Source organism: Niveispirillum fermenti (assembly GCF_052474395.1).
In genome coordinates this window covers 472,368-488,126 of record NZ_CP156681.1, presented here as the reverse complement: position 1 = coordinate 488,126, position 15,759 = coordinate 472,368, and the positions used below count along the sequence as shown (strand labels likewise).

At 67.1% G+C, this 15,759-nt stretch carries 16 protein-coding genes; 9 read left to right on the top strand and 7 right to left on the bottom strand.

The window, feature by feature from the left end:
* Positions 1–71 precede the first annotated feature (71 nt).
* The 4 genes from ABC728_RS13725 (at position 72) to ABC728_RS13710 (ending at position 3,469) form a co-directional block, all read left to right on the top strand.
* Entirely contained in the window at positions 72–632 is a 561-nt protein-coding gene (locus ABC728_RS13725) for a hypothetical protein (RefSeq protein ID WP_416618904.1), read from the top strand.
* 6 nt (positions 633–638) lie between these two features.
* On the top strand, positions 639–1,160 hold the full coding sequence (locus tag ABC728_RS13720) for a hypothetical protein (protein WP_416618903.1): 522 nt from the start codon (positions 639–641) through the stop codon (positions 1,158–1,160).
* A gap of 70 nt (positions 1,161–1,230) precedes the next feature.
* Positions 1,231–2,616: an aldehyde dehydrogenase family protein gene (locus ABC728_RS13715; protein WP_416618902.1), complete on the top strand. Its 1,386-nt coding sequence runs from the start codon at positions 1,231–1,233 to the stop codon at positions 2,614–2,616.
* Positions 2,617–2,644: 28 nt separating this feature from the next.
* Positions 2,645–3,469 carry an N-formylglutamate amidohydrolase gene (locus ABC728_RS13710; protein WP_416618901.1) on the top strand — a complete coding sequence of 275 codons (825 nt, stop codon included), beginning with the start codon at positions 2,645–2,647 and terminating at the stop codon, positions 3,467–3,469.
* 43 nt (positions 3,470–3,512) lie between these two features.
* On the opposite strand, the gene ABC728_RS13705 is transcribed toward ABC728_RS13710, so the two are convergent.
* Positions 3,513–3,686 (bottom strand): hypothetical protein, encoded by a 174-nt coding sequence (locus tag ABC728_RS13705; protein WP_416618900.1) that lies wholly within the window; start codon positions 3,684–3,686, stop codon positions 3,513–3,515.
* A gap of 198 nt (positions 3,687–3,884) precedes the next feature.
* Between ABC728_RS13705 and ABC728_RS13700 the strand changes: the two genes are divergently transcribed.
* Entirely contained in the window at positions 3,885–4,181 is a 297-nt protein-coding gene (locus ABC728_RS13700; protein WP_416618899.1) for a DUF1244 domain-containing protein, read from the top strand.
* 167 nt (positions 4,182–4,348) lie between these two features.
* Here the strand turns inward: ABC728_RS13700 and rnd are convergent, their stop codons facing one another.
* Positions 4,349–5,497 (bottom strand): ribonuclease D, encoded by a 1,149-nt coding sequence (rnd, locus tag ABC728_RS13695; RefSeq protein ID WP_445376644.1) that lies wholly within the window; start codon positions 5,495–5,497, stop codon positions 4,349–4,351.
* A gap of 324 nt (positions 5,498–5,821) precedes the next feature.
* Between rnd and aspS the strand changes: the two genes are divergently transcribed.
* Positions 5,822–7,633 (top strand): aspartate--tRNA ligase, encoded by a 1,812-nt coding sequence (gene aspS / locus ABC728_RS13690; protein WP_445376573.1) that lies wholly within the window; start codon positions 5,822–5,824, stop codon positions 7,631–7,633.
* 697 nt (positions 7,634–8,330) lie between these two features.
* Here aspS and ABC728_RS13685 read toward each other — a convergent pair.
* The 3 genes from ABC728_RS13685 to ABC728_RS13675 are packed head-to-tail and all read right to left on the bottom strand — an operon-like array spanning position 8,331 to position 11,235.
* A complete protein-coding gene (locus ABC728_RS13685; RefSeq protein WP_416618896.1) occupies positions 8,331–9,344 on the bottom strand; it encodes a site-specific tyrosine recombinase XerD in 1,014 nt (337 codons plus the stop codon).
* 3 nt (positions 9,345–9,347) lie between these two features.
* The gene (locus tag ABC728_RS13680; protein WP_416618895.1) at positions 9,348–11,114 is read right to left on the bottom strand and encodes a hypothetical protein; all 1,767 of its coding nucleotides are present in this window, start codon (positions 11,112–11,114) and stop codon (positions 9,348–9,350) included.
* The gene (locus ABC728_RS13675; protein ID WP_416618894.1) at positions 11,098–11,235 is read right to left on the bottom strand and encodes a hypothetical protein; all 138 of its coding nucleotides are present in this window, start codon (positions 11,233–11,235) and stop codon (positions 11,098–11,100) included. Before ABC728_RS13675 ends, ABC728_RS13680 begins: the two co-directional genes overlap by 17 nt.
* 266 nt (positions 11,236–11,501) lie before the next feature.
* Between ABC728_RS13675 and ABC728_RS13670 the strand changes: the two genes are divergently transcribed.
* The gene (locus ABC728_RS13670; RefSeq protein WP_416618893.1) at positions 11,502–12,077 is read left to right on the top strand and encodes a shikimate kinase; all 576 of its coding nucleotides are present in this window, start codon (positions 11,502–11,504) and stop codon (positions 12,075–12,077) included.
* A 43-nt stretch (positions 12,078–12,120) separates the two neighbouring features.
* The gene (gene aroB, locus ABC728_RS13665) at positions 12,121–13,251 is read left to right on the top strand and encodes a 3-dehydroquinate synthase (RefSeq protein WP_445376572.1); all 1,131 of its coding nucleotides are present in this window, start codon (positions 12,121–12,123) and stop codon (positions 13,249–13,251) included.
* A gap of 62 nt (positions 13,252–13,313) precedes the next feature.
* On the opposite strand, the gene ABC728_RS13660 is transcribed toward aroB, so the two are convergent.
* Entirely contained in the window at positions 13,314–13,982 is a 669-nt protein-coding gene (locus ABC728_RS13660; RefSeq protein WP_445376571.1) for a CoA pyrophosphatase, read from the bottom strand.
* A complete protein-coding gene (locus ABC728_RS13655; protein ID WP_416618890.1) occupies positions 13,966–14,595 on the bottom strand; it encodes a DUF1285 domain-containing protein in 630 nt (209 codons plus the stop codon). Before ABC728_RS13655 ends, ABC728_RS13660 begins: the two co-directional genes overlap by 17 nt.
* A gap of 142 nt (positions 14,596–14,737) precedes the next feature.
* Between ABC728_RS13655 and ABC728_RS13650 the strand changes: the two genes are divergently transcribed.
* Positions 14,738–15,757 carry an AAA family ATPase gene (locus ABC728_RS13650; protein ID WP_416619057.1) on the top strand — a complete coding sequence of 340 codons (1,020 nt, stop codon included), beginning with the start codon at positions 14,738–14,740 and terminating at the stop codon, positions 15,755–15,757.
* Positions 15,758–15,759 lie beyond the last annotated feature (2 nt).

Here is a 15,759-nt window from a genome sequence, read left to right as displayed (position 1 = left end):
CAAGCCGTCCTGCGGGTGTTACACTCGACCTCGCCGCGTTAGCAGGTGCGGTCGTGGTGGTCGGCCACAGCATGACGTCAGACGGAATTGCCGCTTTGGAAATCAATGTCGTCCTCTTCGTCGTTGCCTTGCTGAGCGCCATCGGCGCTGTCAGCATCGCGCTGGTCCGGCAGGTCCTCTATTATTCCCGGCGCGCCCACATCGCCCGTATCGGTGAAAGCAACCGCGACCTGTCCCGCAAGCAGGAGGAACTGACCAAGGCCTACCGCGATGCGCAGGAGGCCGTCCGTCAGACGGAGGTGGAGCGCAAGGCCGCATCGACCCAACTGGCCGATGCGCAGCGCCGCCTGAAGGCCGCGGGCGAAGAGAATTACATCGTCGTGCATGAACTGGGCGAGCCGTCCGCATCCCGCCGGCTGTTCGTGGTGCAGATGACACTGGGCAGCGTGCTGACCATCAACCAGAACACCATCAAGGATTGCCGTTTCCGCGCCCTGCGCCATGTCGTGGAGATCTGGGCGGAGAATGCCGATGATGCCAACCGCATGGCCCGCACCCAATTCCCGCCTGATGGCGGCTTCAGCCTGTCCAAGGCCGTGCCCGCCAGTCAGGCGGCCATCGCGGCGGAGTGAGCGGCCATGTTGATCCAGGTCGGGCTTGTCCTGTTGATGCTGGTGTCGGTGGCCTACGCCGCCGCCGTGATGCGCAAGATCGAAACGGATGTCGGCCAGTATCAGCGCGACCTGCGCACGGTGGAGGAAGAGCATCACCGCCTGGACGTGGCCTGCAACACGCTGCGCACCCTGATTGCGCAGGTGGAGGATGAACTGTCCAAGGGCCGGGCCGGCCTGGGCGAACTGGTCGCCGCGCGGGAGCAGGTGGAGGCGGAAATCCTCGCCCTGGCGGAGGCGCCCAAGCAGCGCCTTTTCATGCTGGACCGTGCCACGCTGGCCTATGGCCGGCTTTGGGAGGTGACGGTCGTCAATGCCGGGGGGACGGGCGCGCCGCTGCCGTCGGAAACAGCCGTGGAATGGGCCAACGGCCGTACCTATATTATTCCGGGAACGACCGACCGAGATGCCCGCTATCGGGCCGAACCGCGCTTCCCGCCGTCCCTGGGATACCGGATTATGAAGGTGGAGCGCTTCCGGCGCGGCTGATGGCGGGCCCGGTGCCCTGTTGCGACCGTCGGGCTGCCCGGAAAGGCGCCCGGAACAAGGGAGCTGCGCCATGGCCGACGCCGTCATCGAGTTCCCCTCCGCCCTGGCACGCCAGCGGCCGGCCAGTGCCGCCGACAAGCGGCTGGTGGCGGCGCTGTCCCATCTGCGGGAAGGCTGGCGCCGTGAAGGCGGCATCGCCATCGACCGGCGGGCAGAGGTGCTGGACCGGCTGGCCGGCACATTGCGGCATTACGAGGCATCGCTGACCGAGGCGATGGCGGCGGATTTCGGGCACCCGCCGGGCCATGTCCGCCCCGATGCCGGCATCAGGCCCAGTCATGAGGCGATCCGCAACCTGGCCCGCCTTTGCCGGCGACGGGCACGGCACTGGCTGCCGCGCGGTGGCATGGAATGGGAGCCGCTGGGGGTGGTCGCCATCATCACGTCCCGCAACGACCCCGTGCAGCGCGCCCTGGTCCCGGTTGCCGCCGCCATCGCCGCCGGCAACCGCGTGCTGCTGAAACCGTCCGAACAGGCGCCGCGCACGGCCATCCTGCTGGAACGCCTGCTGGCGGAGACGTTCACACCGTCGGAAATGGCCGTGGCCGGCGGCGGAGCCGACACGGCGCAGGCCATCTGCCAGACGGCGGTGGACCATGTGCATTTCACGGGATGGGCCGGCAATGGCCGGCAGGTGATGCGGGCCGCCGCCGACAATCCGGCATCCGTCACGCTGGAATTGGGCGGAAAGAACCCGGTGATCGTCACCCCCGGCTATCCGCTGGCCCTGGCGGCGGCGCAGATCGCCGCCGCCAAACTGGCCGATGCCGGGCAGACGGGGGCCGCACCCGACCATGTGCTGCTGCCGGCCGGGAGCGAACTGGATTTCATAAATCATTTCGAGAAAGCAACAATTTCTCTTTATCCCTCTCTGCGGAGATCAAATTATTCCGCTATCGTAACAGATAAGCATTATCAGGATTTGTTGGGCATGATCGACGATGCGCGCCGGTGGGGCGCGCGGGCCTATGCCATCCATCCCGGGGGAGAGGGGCCGGAGCCGGGGTCGCGCAAGCTGGCACCCACCCTGCTTTGGCCCGTGATGGAGGAGGCCGAGGTGATGTCGCGCGAAGTCCATGGCCCCTTGCTGCCGCTTCTATCCTATGGCGCATTGGATGAGGCCGTGGCCATGGTGAATGGCCGCCCCCGTCCACCCGCCCTTTACCTGTTCAGCCGGCACGAACCGGATGTCGGTTTCGTGCTGGACCGTGTGCGGGCCGGCAGTATCATGGTCAACGGCACGCAATGGCGGGATGCACAAGGGAACCCGGTCTGCGCCGGCATCGCTGCCTATCATGGAGAGCCGGGGATCCGCCGGTTCAGCCAGCCGCGCATGATCTATCGCCGCGGGCCGCTGGACGGTCTGGCCAGGCTGTGGCGGCGGCTGGTCCGCTGATATCCGTCCATCCGGCTGGCCGGACGGGATGCCTGAACCGGTGACGGCCACGGGGATTTACGATAAGCAGGGTGGTATGGATATCGCCGCCCCCTCCTTCCTGTCCGCCGCCGATCCGGCACCCGTCCGCGTGATCAACCCCGATGGGGCCAGCCCGCTGCTGCTGGTCTGTGACCATGCCGGCAAGGCCGTGCCCGCCGCCCTGCATGGGCTGGGCGTCGAGCCGGCCGACCTGGACCGTCATATCGGTTGGGATATCGGGGCGGCGGCCGTGACGGAGGAACTGGCCCGGCGGCTGGATGCCACGGCCGTGCTGTCGGTCTATTCGCGGCTGGTCGTGGATTGCAACCGCTGGCCGGACAGCCCGACCCTGATGCCCGCGATCAGCGACGGGACACCGGTGCCGGCCAATGCGGTCCTTTCGGAAAGCGCGCGGATACAGCGACTGGAAGCGTTTTACCACCCTTATCACGACGCCATCAGCGCGGCGCGCCAGCATATCGCCGCGCGGGGGCAGTCTCCGGTCCTGATCTCCATCCACAGTTTCACACCACAGATGAACGGGTTTCGCCGACCCTGGCATGTCGGCGTGCTATGGAACCGCGATGGCGGTCTGGCCCTGCCCATGCTGGAGGCGCTGCGCGCCGAACCGGACCTGGTGGTGGGCGATAACGAGCCTTACAGCGCCCGCACGGGCACCGACTTCACCATCATCCATCATGGGGAAAAGGCCGGTCTGCCCGTCCTGATGCTGGAAATCCGCCAGGATCTGATCGCGGATGCCGCCGGAGCCGGCGCCTGGGCGGAACGGCTGGCCCGGCTGCTGCCGGCTGTGCTGGCCAGCCGGGCATAGCCCACCCCTGCCGGCTACGGGCGGTCGATCCCGCGGGGGACCGTCAATCGTTTTCAATATCCGCCATCAGCCCACGGACATCCAGAGACTGCAAGGCCAACAGCGCGGTGGAAAGATCAGCCGCGCATTGGTTCAGACGCTCCGCATGCAGGCTGAGCGTGGCGGCATGGCTGGTGATGTGGCTGTAGGGCAAGCGGGTGCGCATGTCGACGACCATCGGCCTCTCCATTTGGTAAAGATTCGGTTGATACTTTTGGATAGGTTTTTGAACTTGACGTCGATCTTGCATAGTTATAGCGAGACTGCAATAGGGAATTTGATCAATTATACTCAACTAAAATTTAAGATTATTTCTCTTATAGAAAGATGATCAGCGACCCATATAGGCTGCTCCATCGTTGCCGAGGAAACAGACATGGACGAGCAGACGCGCATTGAACTGGAAGCGGCGGCTTTTCGCCGGCTGGTGGCGCATCTTCAGGAGCGGACGGATGTCCAGAATATCGACCTGATGAACCTGGCCGGCTTCTGCCGCAACTGCCTGTCCAAATGGTACAAGGCTGCCGCGGACGAACGGGGGCAGGCCGTCAGCCAGGATGAGGCGCGCGAGCGCGTCTATGGCATGCCCTATGAGGAATGGAAGGCCCGGCATCAGAAGGAAGCAACGGCCGATCAGAAGGCCGCCTTCGCCAAGGCCAATCCCCATTCGTGACGAGGCCTCCTCCCAGAGGCCCAATCACGACAAGGGAACCATCATTGGGGTGGCGTGATTGGGGTGCCGTCGTCAGGGGGCCGTCGTTAGGGTGCCATTGTCAGGGTGCCATTGTCAGGGTGCCATCGTCGCGGTTGCCGGTCGGCCCAGGCCTGCCGGCAACCGGGTCACTTGGCCAGATCGACCATCTTGACCTTTTTGCCGGCGATGGCCAGGGCCAGCTTGCCGTGCTTAAGGCGCAGGGCGGCTTCCCCGAACACGTCCCGGCGCCAGCCCCTCAGGGCCGGGACATCGGCATCATCGTCCCCCGCGATGGCTTCCAGGTCGGCGGCGTTGGCAACCAGCCGGCTGGCCACGTCATTGTCGTCGCAGACCATCTTCAGCAGCACGCGCAGCAATTCCACGATGGGCGCGATGCCGGGGGCGGGTTCCACGCGCGGTTCCGGCCGTGGCAGGGCGCTGTCGGGAATGGCCTGCGCCGTCTTGATGGCGGCCAGCAATTCGGTGCCGTAGCGTCCCTGCGCCATGCCGGTGCCGAGGCCGCGCGTGCGTCCAAGGTCATCGACATTGCCGGGCGCGTGCGCCGCGATCTCCATCAGCGCCTCATCCCGCAGCACGCGGTTGCGCGGCAGGTTCTTGCGCTGCGCCTCCCGTTCGCGCCAGGCCGCCACCTCTTTCAGGATGGCGAGGAAGCGCGGCTTTTCGGTGCGGACCTTCAGGCGCTTCCAGGCATCCTCCGGCTCCGTCCGGTAGGTGGCCGGATCGGTCAGGATCCCCATCTCGTCCGCCAGCCAGGCCTCCCGCCCCGTGCGGTTCAGCTTGGCGCGGATCTTCTCATAGGCCGGACGCAGATAGGTCACGTCTGACAGCGCATATTGCAACTGCCGGTCGGTCAGCGGCCGGTGCGACCAGTCGGTGAAACGGCTGGACTTGTCAATGCGGGCCGGCGTCAGCTTGGTGATCAGCGTCTCATAGCCGACCGAATCACCGAAGCCGCAGACCATGGCCGCCACCTGGGTGTCGAACAGCGGGGCGGGCACCGACCCCATCAGGTTGACGAAGATTTCCAGGTCCTGCCGGGCCGCATGGAACACCTTCAGCACCGCCGGATCGGCCATCAGCGCGAACAGGGGCGAAAGGTCGATCCCGGGGGCCAGCGGATCAATGGCGGCGGCTTCATCGGGCCCGGCGACCTGTACCAGGCAAAGCTGCGGCCAATAGGTCTTTTCCCGCATGAATTCCGTGTCGACAGTGACGTAATCGGCGTCCCGGATACGGTCGATGAAGGCAGACAGGTCTTCGGTGGTCGTGATCAGAAGTCATGAGGGTTCTGGTAGCATCCCCGCTGCCCGCCAGACAAAGGCTTTATCGGTAGTTCAGGCATCTATTCCCTTTCTGTGTGCCGTTCCTGCTTTTGTGTGCCGTTCCTGCCGCAGCGGAAGGGCGGGCGGGTCGCAGTGGCCGGGTCGGTACTGGCTCCCATATCGATGCCATGTCTTGACAGGGAGAGGCTGTCGGTGTGGTGTGCGCATCGACGGGACGACCGCCGGCAGGCGGTGGCCCGCCCGTGCCGTTTCACCGCTTCATGTCTTGTTCACCACCGTTCTTTTCCACCACCGTTTGAAAGCAGCAGTCGCGCCATGCACGCCTATCGCACCCACAATTGTGGCCAACTCCGCCTTGATCATGCCGGCCAGTCCGTCCGCCTGTCCGGCTGGATCAACCGCAAGCGCGACCATGGGCAGTTGCTGTTCGTCGATCTGCGCGACCATTTCGGCATCACCCAATGCGTGGTCGATACCTCGTCCCCGCATTTCAAGGGGCTGGAGGATCTGCGTCTGGAATTGGTGGTGACCATCACGGGCGAGGTGGTGGCCCGCACCGCCGACACCATCAACGACAAGCTGCCGACCGGCCATATCGAGGTGAAGGTCCGTGACCTGTCGGTGCAGTCGGCCGCCGATCCGCTGCCGCTGCAGGTCAACAGCGAGCAGGACGCCGGCGAGGAACTGCGCCTGCGCTATCGCTTCCTGGACCTGCGCCGGGAGAAGATGCAGAAGAACATCCTGCTGCGCTCCAACGTCATCGCCTCGGCCCGCCGCCGCATGATCGAACAGGGTTTCGTGGAATTCCAGACCCCGATCCTGACGGCCAGCAGCCCGGAGGGTGCCCGCGACTTCCTGGTGCCGTCCCGCAACCATCCGGGCAAGTTCTATGCCCTGCCGCAGGCGCCGCAGCAGTTCAAGCAGTTGCTGATGGTGTCGGGCTTCGACCGCTATTTCCAGATCGCCCCCTGCTTCCGCGACGAGGACAGCCGCGCCGACCGCTCGCCGGGCGAGTTCTACCAGCTCGATTTCGAGATGAGCTTCGTCACCCAGGAAGACGTGTTCGCCGCCATCGAGCCGGTGATCCATGGCATCTTCGAGGAATTCAGCGGCTTCACGGGCACCAGGCGGACGGTGTCGCCGTACCCGTTCGTGCGCATCCCCTATGCTGAATCGATGCTGAAATACGGCAATGACAAGCCGGACCTGCGCAACCCATTGGTGATCACCGACGTCACCGAGGTGTTCAAGCGCGACGATGTGGAATTCAAGGCCTTCAAGGGCGTGATCGAGAAGGGCGGCGTCGTCCGCGCCATCCGCGCCCCGTCGGTCGGCGACCGTCCGCGCAGCTTCTTCGACAAGCTGAACGACTGGGCCCGCGGCCTGGGCGCGCCGGGCCTTGGCTATATCCTCTTCGAGGCGGCCGGCGGCAAGGGCCCCATCGCCAAGTTCGTGCCGGAGGCCGCCCAGGCGGCCCTGCGTGAGGTCGTGGGCCTGAAGGATGGCGATGCCGTCTTCTTCGTCTGCGACCAGGCCGGCCCCGCCGCCAAGCTGGCCGGTCTGGCCCGCACGCGCATCGGCGAGGAACTGGACCTGATCGAGAAGGACACCTACAAGTTCTGCTGGATCGTCGATTTCCCGATGTTCGAATATGACGAGGAGCGGAAGAAGGTCGACTTCAGCCACAACCCGTTCTCCATGCCGCAGGGCGGCCTGGACGCGCTGCTGAATCAGGACCCGCTGACCATCAACGCCTATCAGTACGACATCGTCTGTAACGGCGTGGAACTGTCGTCGGGCGCCATCCGGAACCACAAGCCGGAAATCATGTACAAGGCGTTCGAGATCGCCGGTTATCCGCCGGAGGTGCTGGAAGCGAAGTTCGGCGGCATGCTGTCGGCCTTCAAGCTGGGTGCGCCGCCGCACGGCGGCTCGGCCCCTGGCATCGACCGCATGGTGATGCTGCTGGCCGACGAGCCGAACATCCGCGAGGTCATCGTCTTCCCGCTGAACCAGCGCGCCGAAGACCTGCTGATGCAGGCTCCCAACGGCGTCACGCCGGACCGGCTGAAGGAACTGCATATCAAGCTGGACCTGCCAAAGCCGAAGATCACGACGGCGGAGTAAGGTTCGGGATCGTGAACAAAGGCCCGCCGCGGGGAAACCAGCGGCGGGCTTTTAGATGTTGGAATAACATATTTTTTCTGTTAAAAGAGTGGGCTCTCTTTTCGGGCGACTTTAAACGATAGGCACTACGATGACTATGTCTGCCGGCTCGGTTTGCTATCGCGGGGTTGTAATCACTCCGGTCAACTTTGAGCTGCTGAGTGGAGAAGGATTCACTGTGGAATACAGTCTGCATTGGTCGCTGCCAGACTGTGAGCATATTGAGAAATGGGGTGGCGATCTCATTCAAGCGACCTGGGAGGCAGCGCAAGATGCCTCAATCAACGCAGCGAAGCACCGACTCGATTACTATGCTCAGGCTGGCGTTTAGCATCTGTATGAAAAGTTCTTTGTGATTTTAATGCAGTACATGCTTTGATTTTCAGTATCAGGTTATCCATGCTGCGGCCGCTGGTATAAATCATGTCGGCGCTGACCGCGCCTCGCGCTGGACCCCGGCTTTCGCCGGGGTGACGGTGAGAATCCAATTTCTGTGCAATATCTTCACCGTTATATCCTGCGGGTTATAATGGCGGCAACTGCTGGCGCGTGGAACGTAGCCGAGCCCATGGATGGGGGCGATGGCCATTGAACCCGGTGACCGGTGGTGGTCATCGGGACACAGTATAAAGTGGTCGCAGCGGTCCGGCCAGACGGATCATGCCTTTGCCTTTCGCTTGCCCGACAGCGGATGGTGCTGTTCCACCGTCTGTTTCAGCCGTTCGCCCACGACATGGGTGTAAATCTGCGTCGTGCCGATATCGGCATGGCCCAGCATCTTCTGGACCGATCGCAGATCGGCGCCATGATCCAGCAGGTGGGTGGCGAAGCAGTGGCGCAGGACGTGCGGGCTGACCTTGGCCGGGTCCAGGCCCGCCTCGATGGCCAGATCCTTCAGCAACTGGCCGAAGCGCTGGCGGGTCAGGACCCCGGCATTGGCGCGCGATGGGAACAGGAAGGCCTGTTGCCGGCCTTCCCGCCCCCTGGTCATGAAGAAGGCGCGATCGGGCAGATAGGCGGACAGGGCGTCGCGGGCCGGGGCGGACAGGGGCACCAGCCGTTCCTTGCCGCCCTTGCCGCGCACGATCAGGGCGCGGGCATCGCGGGTCAGCGCGGCCATGGGCAGACCCACCAGTTCCGACACGCGCAGGCCCGTGGCGTACAGCACCTCCAGCAGCGCGTTCAGCCGCCGACCCTCCGGCGCGCCGCGGGCCGCAGCGGCCGACAGCATGGCCGTCACGTCGGCTTCCGACAGGATCTTGGGCAGGGCACGGCCCTGCCTGGGCGTGTCCAGGACGCTGGCCGGGTCCTCTGCCCGGTGCCCTTCCGACACCAGGAACTTGTAATACTGGCGCAGCGCCGACAGCCGCCGGGCCACGGTGCGCACCGATGAACCGGCCTTCACCCGGCCGGCAGCCAGATGGTCCAGATAGGCGCGCAGGTCATCGGTGGCGGCACGGTCCAGCGCGGGGCGGCCCTGCTGTGCCAGAAAGGTCGCCACATCGGCCAGATCACGGTGATAGGCCTCGCGCGTGTTGGCCGAGGCCGCGCGCTCGGCCACCATCATGTCCAGGAAGGCATCAACCCAGGGCGGCGGCGGGGGGGCCGGCTTGCGCGGCCGGCCAGGCCGCGCCTTGGCGGCACCGAGGGACCCTGCCGCCGGTCGGGTCATGGCTCAGGCCTCCGGTCGCAGCAGGCCGGCGATGGCTTCCGCGCCGATGCGGCGGGCCTGTTCCCCCAGGCCGGCCCGTGTCAGGTCGGTCAGGATGGCGGCCAGGTCCATGGCCGGCATGCCGGCCGGCCCGCCCGTGCCCAGGGCGATGATGGCATCCAGCAGGACGGCCCCCTTCACCTGACCCGGCGGCGCCGACCCGTCGGCCAGCGGCGGCAGGGCCATGGGCGTGTTCTCCAGCGCGCTCAGCAGGATCAGCACGCTGTCGACCGTATCGCGGGCGGCATTCCCGCCCAGATCGCGCTGCCAGACGGTGCGGTCGAAATCGGCCTCCCGCACCAGCCCATGGGCGGCGGCCAGGGGCCAGAGCCGGGCGAAGGCACCCTCATCCTTGCCGGCGTTGAAATCGTCCCGCGCCAGGTTCAGCCAGGGACCGGCATTGCGCAGGTCGCCATGCAGCAGGTGCAGACGCGCCACCATCGGCGCCACCGACGCGAAGCCGATGGTCAGGCGGAATTGCCGCGCCTCCTCCAGCAGCAGGCTGCCATAGGTTCCCGCCTGCATTTCCGTGCTGGCGGCCAGCATGGCGACCCTGAACAGGCCGGCCTTGGCGGCGGGCGCCGGCTCGGCCGCCAGGGCCCGGATGAGCTGGGCGCGCAGCAGGGGCGTCGGCTTCTTCGCCGCCGCTACGGTCAATGTCTTGGGATCGGGTTCGGGCACGGCCTCATAAAGGCTGCGCAGCCCCTCCGCCGTCAGACCACCGAGTGCGGCCGCCCGTTCCGCCGCCGCCAGCCGCTGCGGCAATGCCAGGCTTTCCACCCGGGCCAGGGCGGCCAGCGGGCCGGCGCCCGTGATCCGGGTTTCCGGCGGAAAGGCCCGGCCCGACGCCAGGATCAGGGCGAATTGCGTGGGTGTGGGGTCCGGTACGCCACGCACGGGGCGGTCGTTGCCCGTGATGGCGCCTTCGGCCAGCAGGGTGAAAAGCTCGTCCTTCTCCCCCTGCTCGCGCAGCATATCCAGGCCCAGCAGGGCCATGTCGGGCTGGCCGGCCACGATCTGGCAGACGATCTGCCATTTCTGCCAGACGGGGTGCCGGAAACGGCCCAGCAGGACGGGCACCTGATCGCAGGCGGCCTGCCGGTCATCCGTGAAATACCGCATTTCCAGCCAGGCCAGGGCCGCGTCTTCATCCTCCAGCACGGCGGGGGCCAGACTGCGCAGCGTATCGGCCCCGGCGGCATTACCGACGCGGACCAGTGCTTCGGCCCGTAACGCGGCCAGATCGCGGCCCTTTGCGCCAGGGCCCACCCCGTCGGCCGCGGTCAGCAGCAGCCGGCTGGCCAGATCGCGCAGGGCGGGGCTGGTCAGGCCGGCCGGGACGGCCGCGATCAGGCTTTCCAGTTCCCCGCGCGGCAGGCCCTGCCACAGGTCGGGCGACAGCCCGCCATTGTCGGGTCCCAGCGAACCTGCCAGTTCCGGGTCCTGCGCCTTCAACTCCTCCACCATCACCCCGCGCACGCCGCGCGCATCGGGGGGCGTGGCGGCCGGTGCCGGATCGGCGGCTGCCGGTTCCGCCCCGGCCGGGGCCGGCGGGAACAGCGACAGCGGCGCCCCGGTGGGACCGGGGGCCGGCCCGGAGCCGGGGGGTGTGGCGGGTGGCGGGCCGGCGGGCGGCCATGGCTGCTGCGCCAGGACGGGAGAGGCCAGCAGCGCCAGCCCGATGGCCGTCATGCAGCCGAAGCGGCGCACCCGGTCAGCCGAAACGGTCATTGGGGATCACCCGCTCCACCGGCTGCGACGGGGCGGGCAGGTCCATGCTGGCCAGCGCGACGAAGCCGCCGACACCGACAAGCAGAACGACAACCAGCAGGATCTTGATCAGCGTGCTCATGAACAACCGGTTCCGGTGAAATGGCAGAAAAGGATGGCACATGGCCGGCGCCGGGGCGCCCAGCCATGCGTCGGCGACCGGGTCCGGCTCCGCTTTTCCCTTGGCTCGCGGGGTTGGGCGATGGCGCCCGCGCGTGCTATGGAAACGTCCGTTCCGGTGGCCTTGCCAGCACCATAGCGTCCGTATCATGGGCTGGCAATCGCGCCACCACCGGCCATCCTGGTTTAAGCCCTTGACCGGCGCCGCAACCCCTGGATCAGACGCCCATGCCCGCCGCCGTCCCGTTCCCCGTGCCCAAGACCCTGGTGCTGATCGGCCTGATGGGGGCCGGCAAGACCAGCATCGGCAAGCGGCTGGCCACGCGGCTGGGCCTGCCCTTCGTCGATGCCGACCATGAGATCGAGCGGGCGGCCGGCTGCACCATCCAGGAAATCTTCGACCGGTTCGGGGAGACGGGTTTCCGCGACGGGGAACGCCGCGTCATCGCCCGGCTGCTGGAACAGCCCGTGCAGGTCCTGTCCACGGGCGGCGGGGCCTTCATGGACGCGGAGACCCGCGCGCTGATCCGCGAGCGCGGCATTTCCATCTGGCTGCGCGCCGACCTGGACCTGCTGGTCCAGCGGACGGCGCGGCGCGACCACCGGCCGCTGCTGCGCCAGGGTGACCCGCGTGCCGTGCTGTCGCGGCTGATGGATGTGCGCTACCCCGTCTACGCCGCGGCCGACCTCACCGTGGACAGTGACGACAGCCCGCCCGACATCACGACCGAGCGCGTCATCGCCGCCCTGCGCCCCCATCTGGGACATCCGGCCCCCATGGATGCCGGGGTGGCGACCGCCTGATCCCGCCTTCTTCCCTACCGTTTGCGCCTGGATACCGCCGCCCATGACCGCCGCCGCCCGCACCATCGTTCCCGTCGCCCTGCCCGTCGCCCTGGACGAACGGTCCTATGACATCCATATCGGCCCGGGCCTGATCGGGGATGCCGGTGCGCTGATCACGGCCGCCGTGCCCGGCCGGCCGCTGGTGGTGCTGACCGACAGCAGCGTGGCCGAACTGCATCTGTCCTCCCTGCTGGACAGCCTGCGCGCCGCCGGTGCGCGCGTGGCGGAACCGATCGTGGTTCCGGCGGGGGAGGCCAGCAAGGATATGGAGAGGCTGGGCACGGTGCTGGACGCCCTGCTGGCGCGGGGGATCGAGCGCCGGACGGTGCTGGTGGCGCTGGGCGGCGGCGTGGTGGGCGACCTGGGCGGCTTCGCAGCCGCCATCGCGCTTCGCGGCATCGACTTCATCCAGGTGCCCACGACGCTGTTGAGCCAGGTGGACAGTTCCGTCGGCGGCAAGACCGGCATCAACAGCCGCCATGGCAAGAACCTGATCGGCGCCTTCCACCAGCCGCGGCTGGTGCTGGCCGATACCGACAGCCTGAAGACCCTGCCCCGGCGCGAGATGCTGGCCGGCTATGCGGAGGTGGTGAAATACGGGCTGATCGACCGCCCGGATTTCTTCACCTGGCTGGAGATGCACGGCCCGGCGCTGGTGGCCGGCGACGATGCCCTGCTGACCGAGGCCATCCGCGTTTCCTGTGCGGCCAAGGCCGATATCGTGGGCAAGGACGAGAAGGAAGCGGGCCTGCGCGAATTGCTGAACCTGGGCCACACGTTCGGCCATGCGCTGGAAGCGGAGGCCGGCTATGGCACGGCCCTGCTGCATGGCGAGTTGGTGGCCATCGGCATGGTCATGGCCTTCGACCTGTCGGTGCGCATGGGCCTGTGCCCGGCCGGCGATCTGGACCGGGTGAAGGCGCATCTGTCGGCGGTGGGCCTGCCCGTATCGGCCGCCCATCTGGGCGGCGGCACCTGGACCGCGGAAAAGCTGGTTTCTCATATGGCCAGGGACAAGAAGGTGAAGGATGGGCGCGTCACCTTCATTCTGGCCCGGGGCATCGGCAAATCCTTCCGCTGCGCCGATGTCCACCTGGCCGACGTGACATCCGTGATGGCTGGTCACCTGTGACGCGGATGACCGCCGGATGGCGGTCTGGGTGACGCGGATGACCGCCGGATGGCGGTCCGGGATCAGCCCAGTTCGCCCAGCACGTCGCACAGATTGACCAGCATCCCGGCCGTGGCGCCCCAGATATGGCGGTCCTGGTAGGGGAAGACCCAGAATTGCCGCAGCGCGCCCTTGAACTCCACGCTGTCCCGGCGACGGGAGGCGGGGTCCAGGATGAAGGACAGCGGCACCTCGAACACGTCCGCCACCTCATAGGGGTCTGGTGTCAGCGTGAAGGGCGGGCGGATATGGGCCACGACGGGGACCACCCGGAAACCGGTGCGCGTGACATAGGTGTCCAGATGGCCCAGCACCTCGATATGCCGGTGGTGCAGGCCGATTTCCTCCTCTGTCTCGCGCAGGGCGGTGGCGACGGCGTCCTCGTCCTCTTCCTCCACCCCGCCGCCGGGAAAGCTGACCTGGCCCGCATGCGCGGCCAGGTGTGCGGTGCGCTGGGTCAGCAGGATGGTGGTGCCGTCGGGCCGGTCGACCAGCGGCACCAGCACGGCGGCATCGCGCAGCAGGGCCGGCTGTTCCAGGCCGGGATTGCCGTCCAGGTCGCCGCGCATGCCGATCAGGCGCGACGGTTCCTGCCGGCGCCGCTGGAAAAGTCCCCTTATGTCGTTCATGGCGGGGACCAGCCCCGGCCTTGTCTCAGCCCCGATCAATTGCCCGTCAGCCTTCCGTCGCACGTCCCAGGGGAAAGAATGCCCCCTGGCTCCACACCCCGATCATGCCGTCATCCTGGCCCGGTTCGGACCGTTCGACCAGTTCATAGAAGATCGCGCGGTTGATACGCGCCTCCAGCGGCGCCTCGGGCGGACCCTTGACCATGATATAGGGCCGCGGCTCCCCTGTCTCGGAGTCGGTCTGCACCCGGATGGGATAGTCCGGGCCGGCTATGACCTCCTGATCCAGATTGGTGCGGAAAACCAGCCGCTGGTCGTGCCCGCTGCCTTCCACCGTCAGGCCAACGGCCACGAAGGGCGCATCCTCCACCGTGATGCGCCCCCGTTCCGCCGGGGTGATCAGCCAGTAATCGCCGGCTGTGTCCCGCCGCAGGACCGTGGCGAACAGCCGGACCATGGGTAGCCGGCCGATGGGGCTGCCATGGTAATACCAGGTGCCGTCGGCGCGGATTTCGATGGGATAGGCCTCGTCCTCGGCGGTGGGCGCGCGGGGGGTGCCGCCGGCCAGGGCGCGCAACGCCGCATCGGCCCCCGCATGAGCCCCGCCGGAACCGGCGCCGCCGGTTCCATCGGCCTGCGGTGCATCGGCACCGTTATTGTTCTTGCTTTCCGTCATCGTGGATTGGACCATCCTGTTCGGTTCCGGGCTGGTGGCGCCGTCGACTGCCGTATTGATAACATAGTCGTGATGCCTAGCTTCTGGTACCCAGGGTATGCCGTCCGCGACGATGCGCGGCAGTCTGATCAGCAAAGGGACGATGATGGTGGTGAACAGTCTGGACGCCGGCCGCAACGCCGACCCGCAGGCCTTGCTGCGCGACGTCGGGGTGCTGGGCGACAAGCTGGCGGAGGCGCGCGAAGCCATCGGGCGCGTGATCTTCGGCCAGCAGGAGGCGATTGACCTGTCGCTCGTCACGCTGCTGGCGGGCGGGCATCTGCTGCTGATCGGCGTGCCGGGCCTGGCCAAGACGCGGCTGGTGGAGACGCTGGGCACCGTCATGGGGCTGGACAACCGTCGCGTGCAATGCACGCCCGACCTGATGCCGGCCGACATCCTGGGGTCGGAGGTGCTGGAGGAACAGGAGAACGGCCGCCGCGCCTTCCGTTTCATTCCCGGCCCCGTCTTCGCCGAACTGCTGATGGCTGACGAGATCAACCGCGCCAGCCCGCGCACCCAGTCGGCGCTTTTGCAGGCCATGCAGGAAGGCCGCGTGTCGGTGGCCGGCCATTACCATCCGCTGCCCCGGCCCTTCCATGTGCTGGCCACGCAGAACCCGCTGGAGCAGGAAGGCACCTATCCGCTGCCCGAAGCGCAGTTGGACCGTTTCCTTCTTCAGGTCGATATGGATTATCCCGATCGCGACAGCGAACGGCGCATGATGATCGCCACCACGGGCCCGGAAGCCAGTATCGCCACGCCCGTGCTGTCGGGGCCGGAGCTGATCACGGCGCAGGCCCTGGTGCGCCGCGTTCCCGTGGGCGACAATGTCGTCGACGGCATCCTGGACATGGTGCGCAACGCCCGGCCCGACGACAGCCCGCTGGAAAGCGTGCGCCGGCACGTGGCCTGGGGTCCCGGTCCCCGCGCGTCGCAGGCGCTGATGCTGGCGGCGCGCGCCCGCGCGCTGCTGGACGGGCGCATGACGCCGTCGCTGGATGACGTCGTGGCGCTGTCCCGGCCCGTGCTGCGCCATCGCATGGCGCTGAACTTCGCGGCGCGGGCCGATGGCATCACCCTGAATGCCATCATCGACCAGCTTGCAGCCCGGCTGGCCTGACG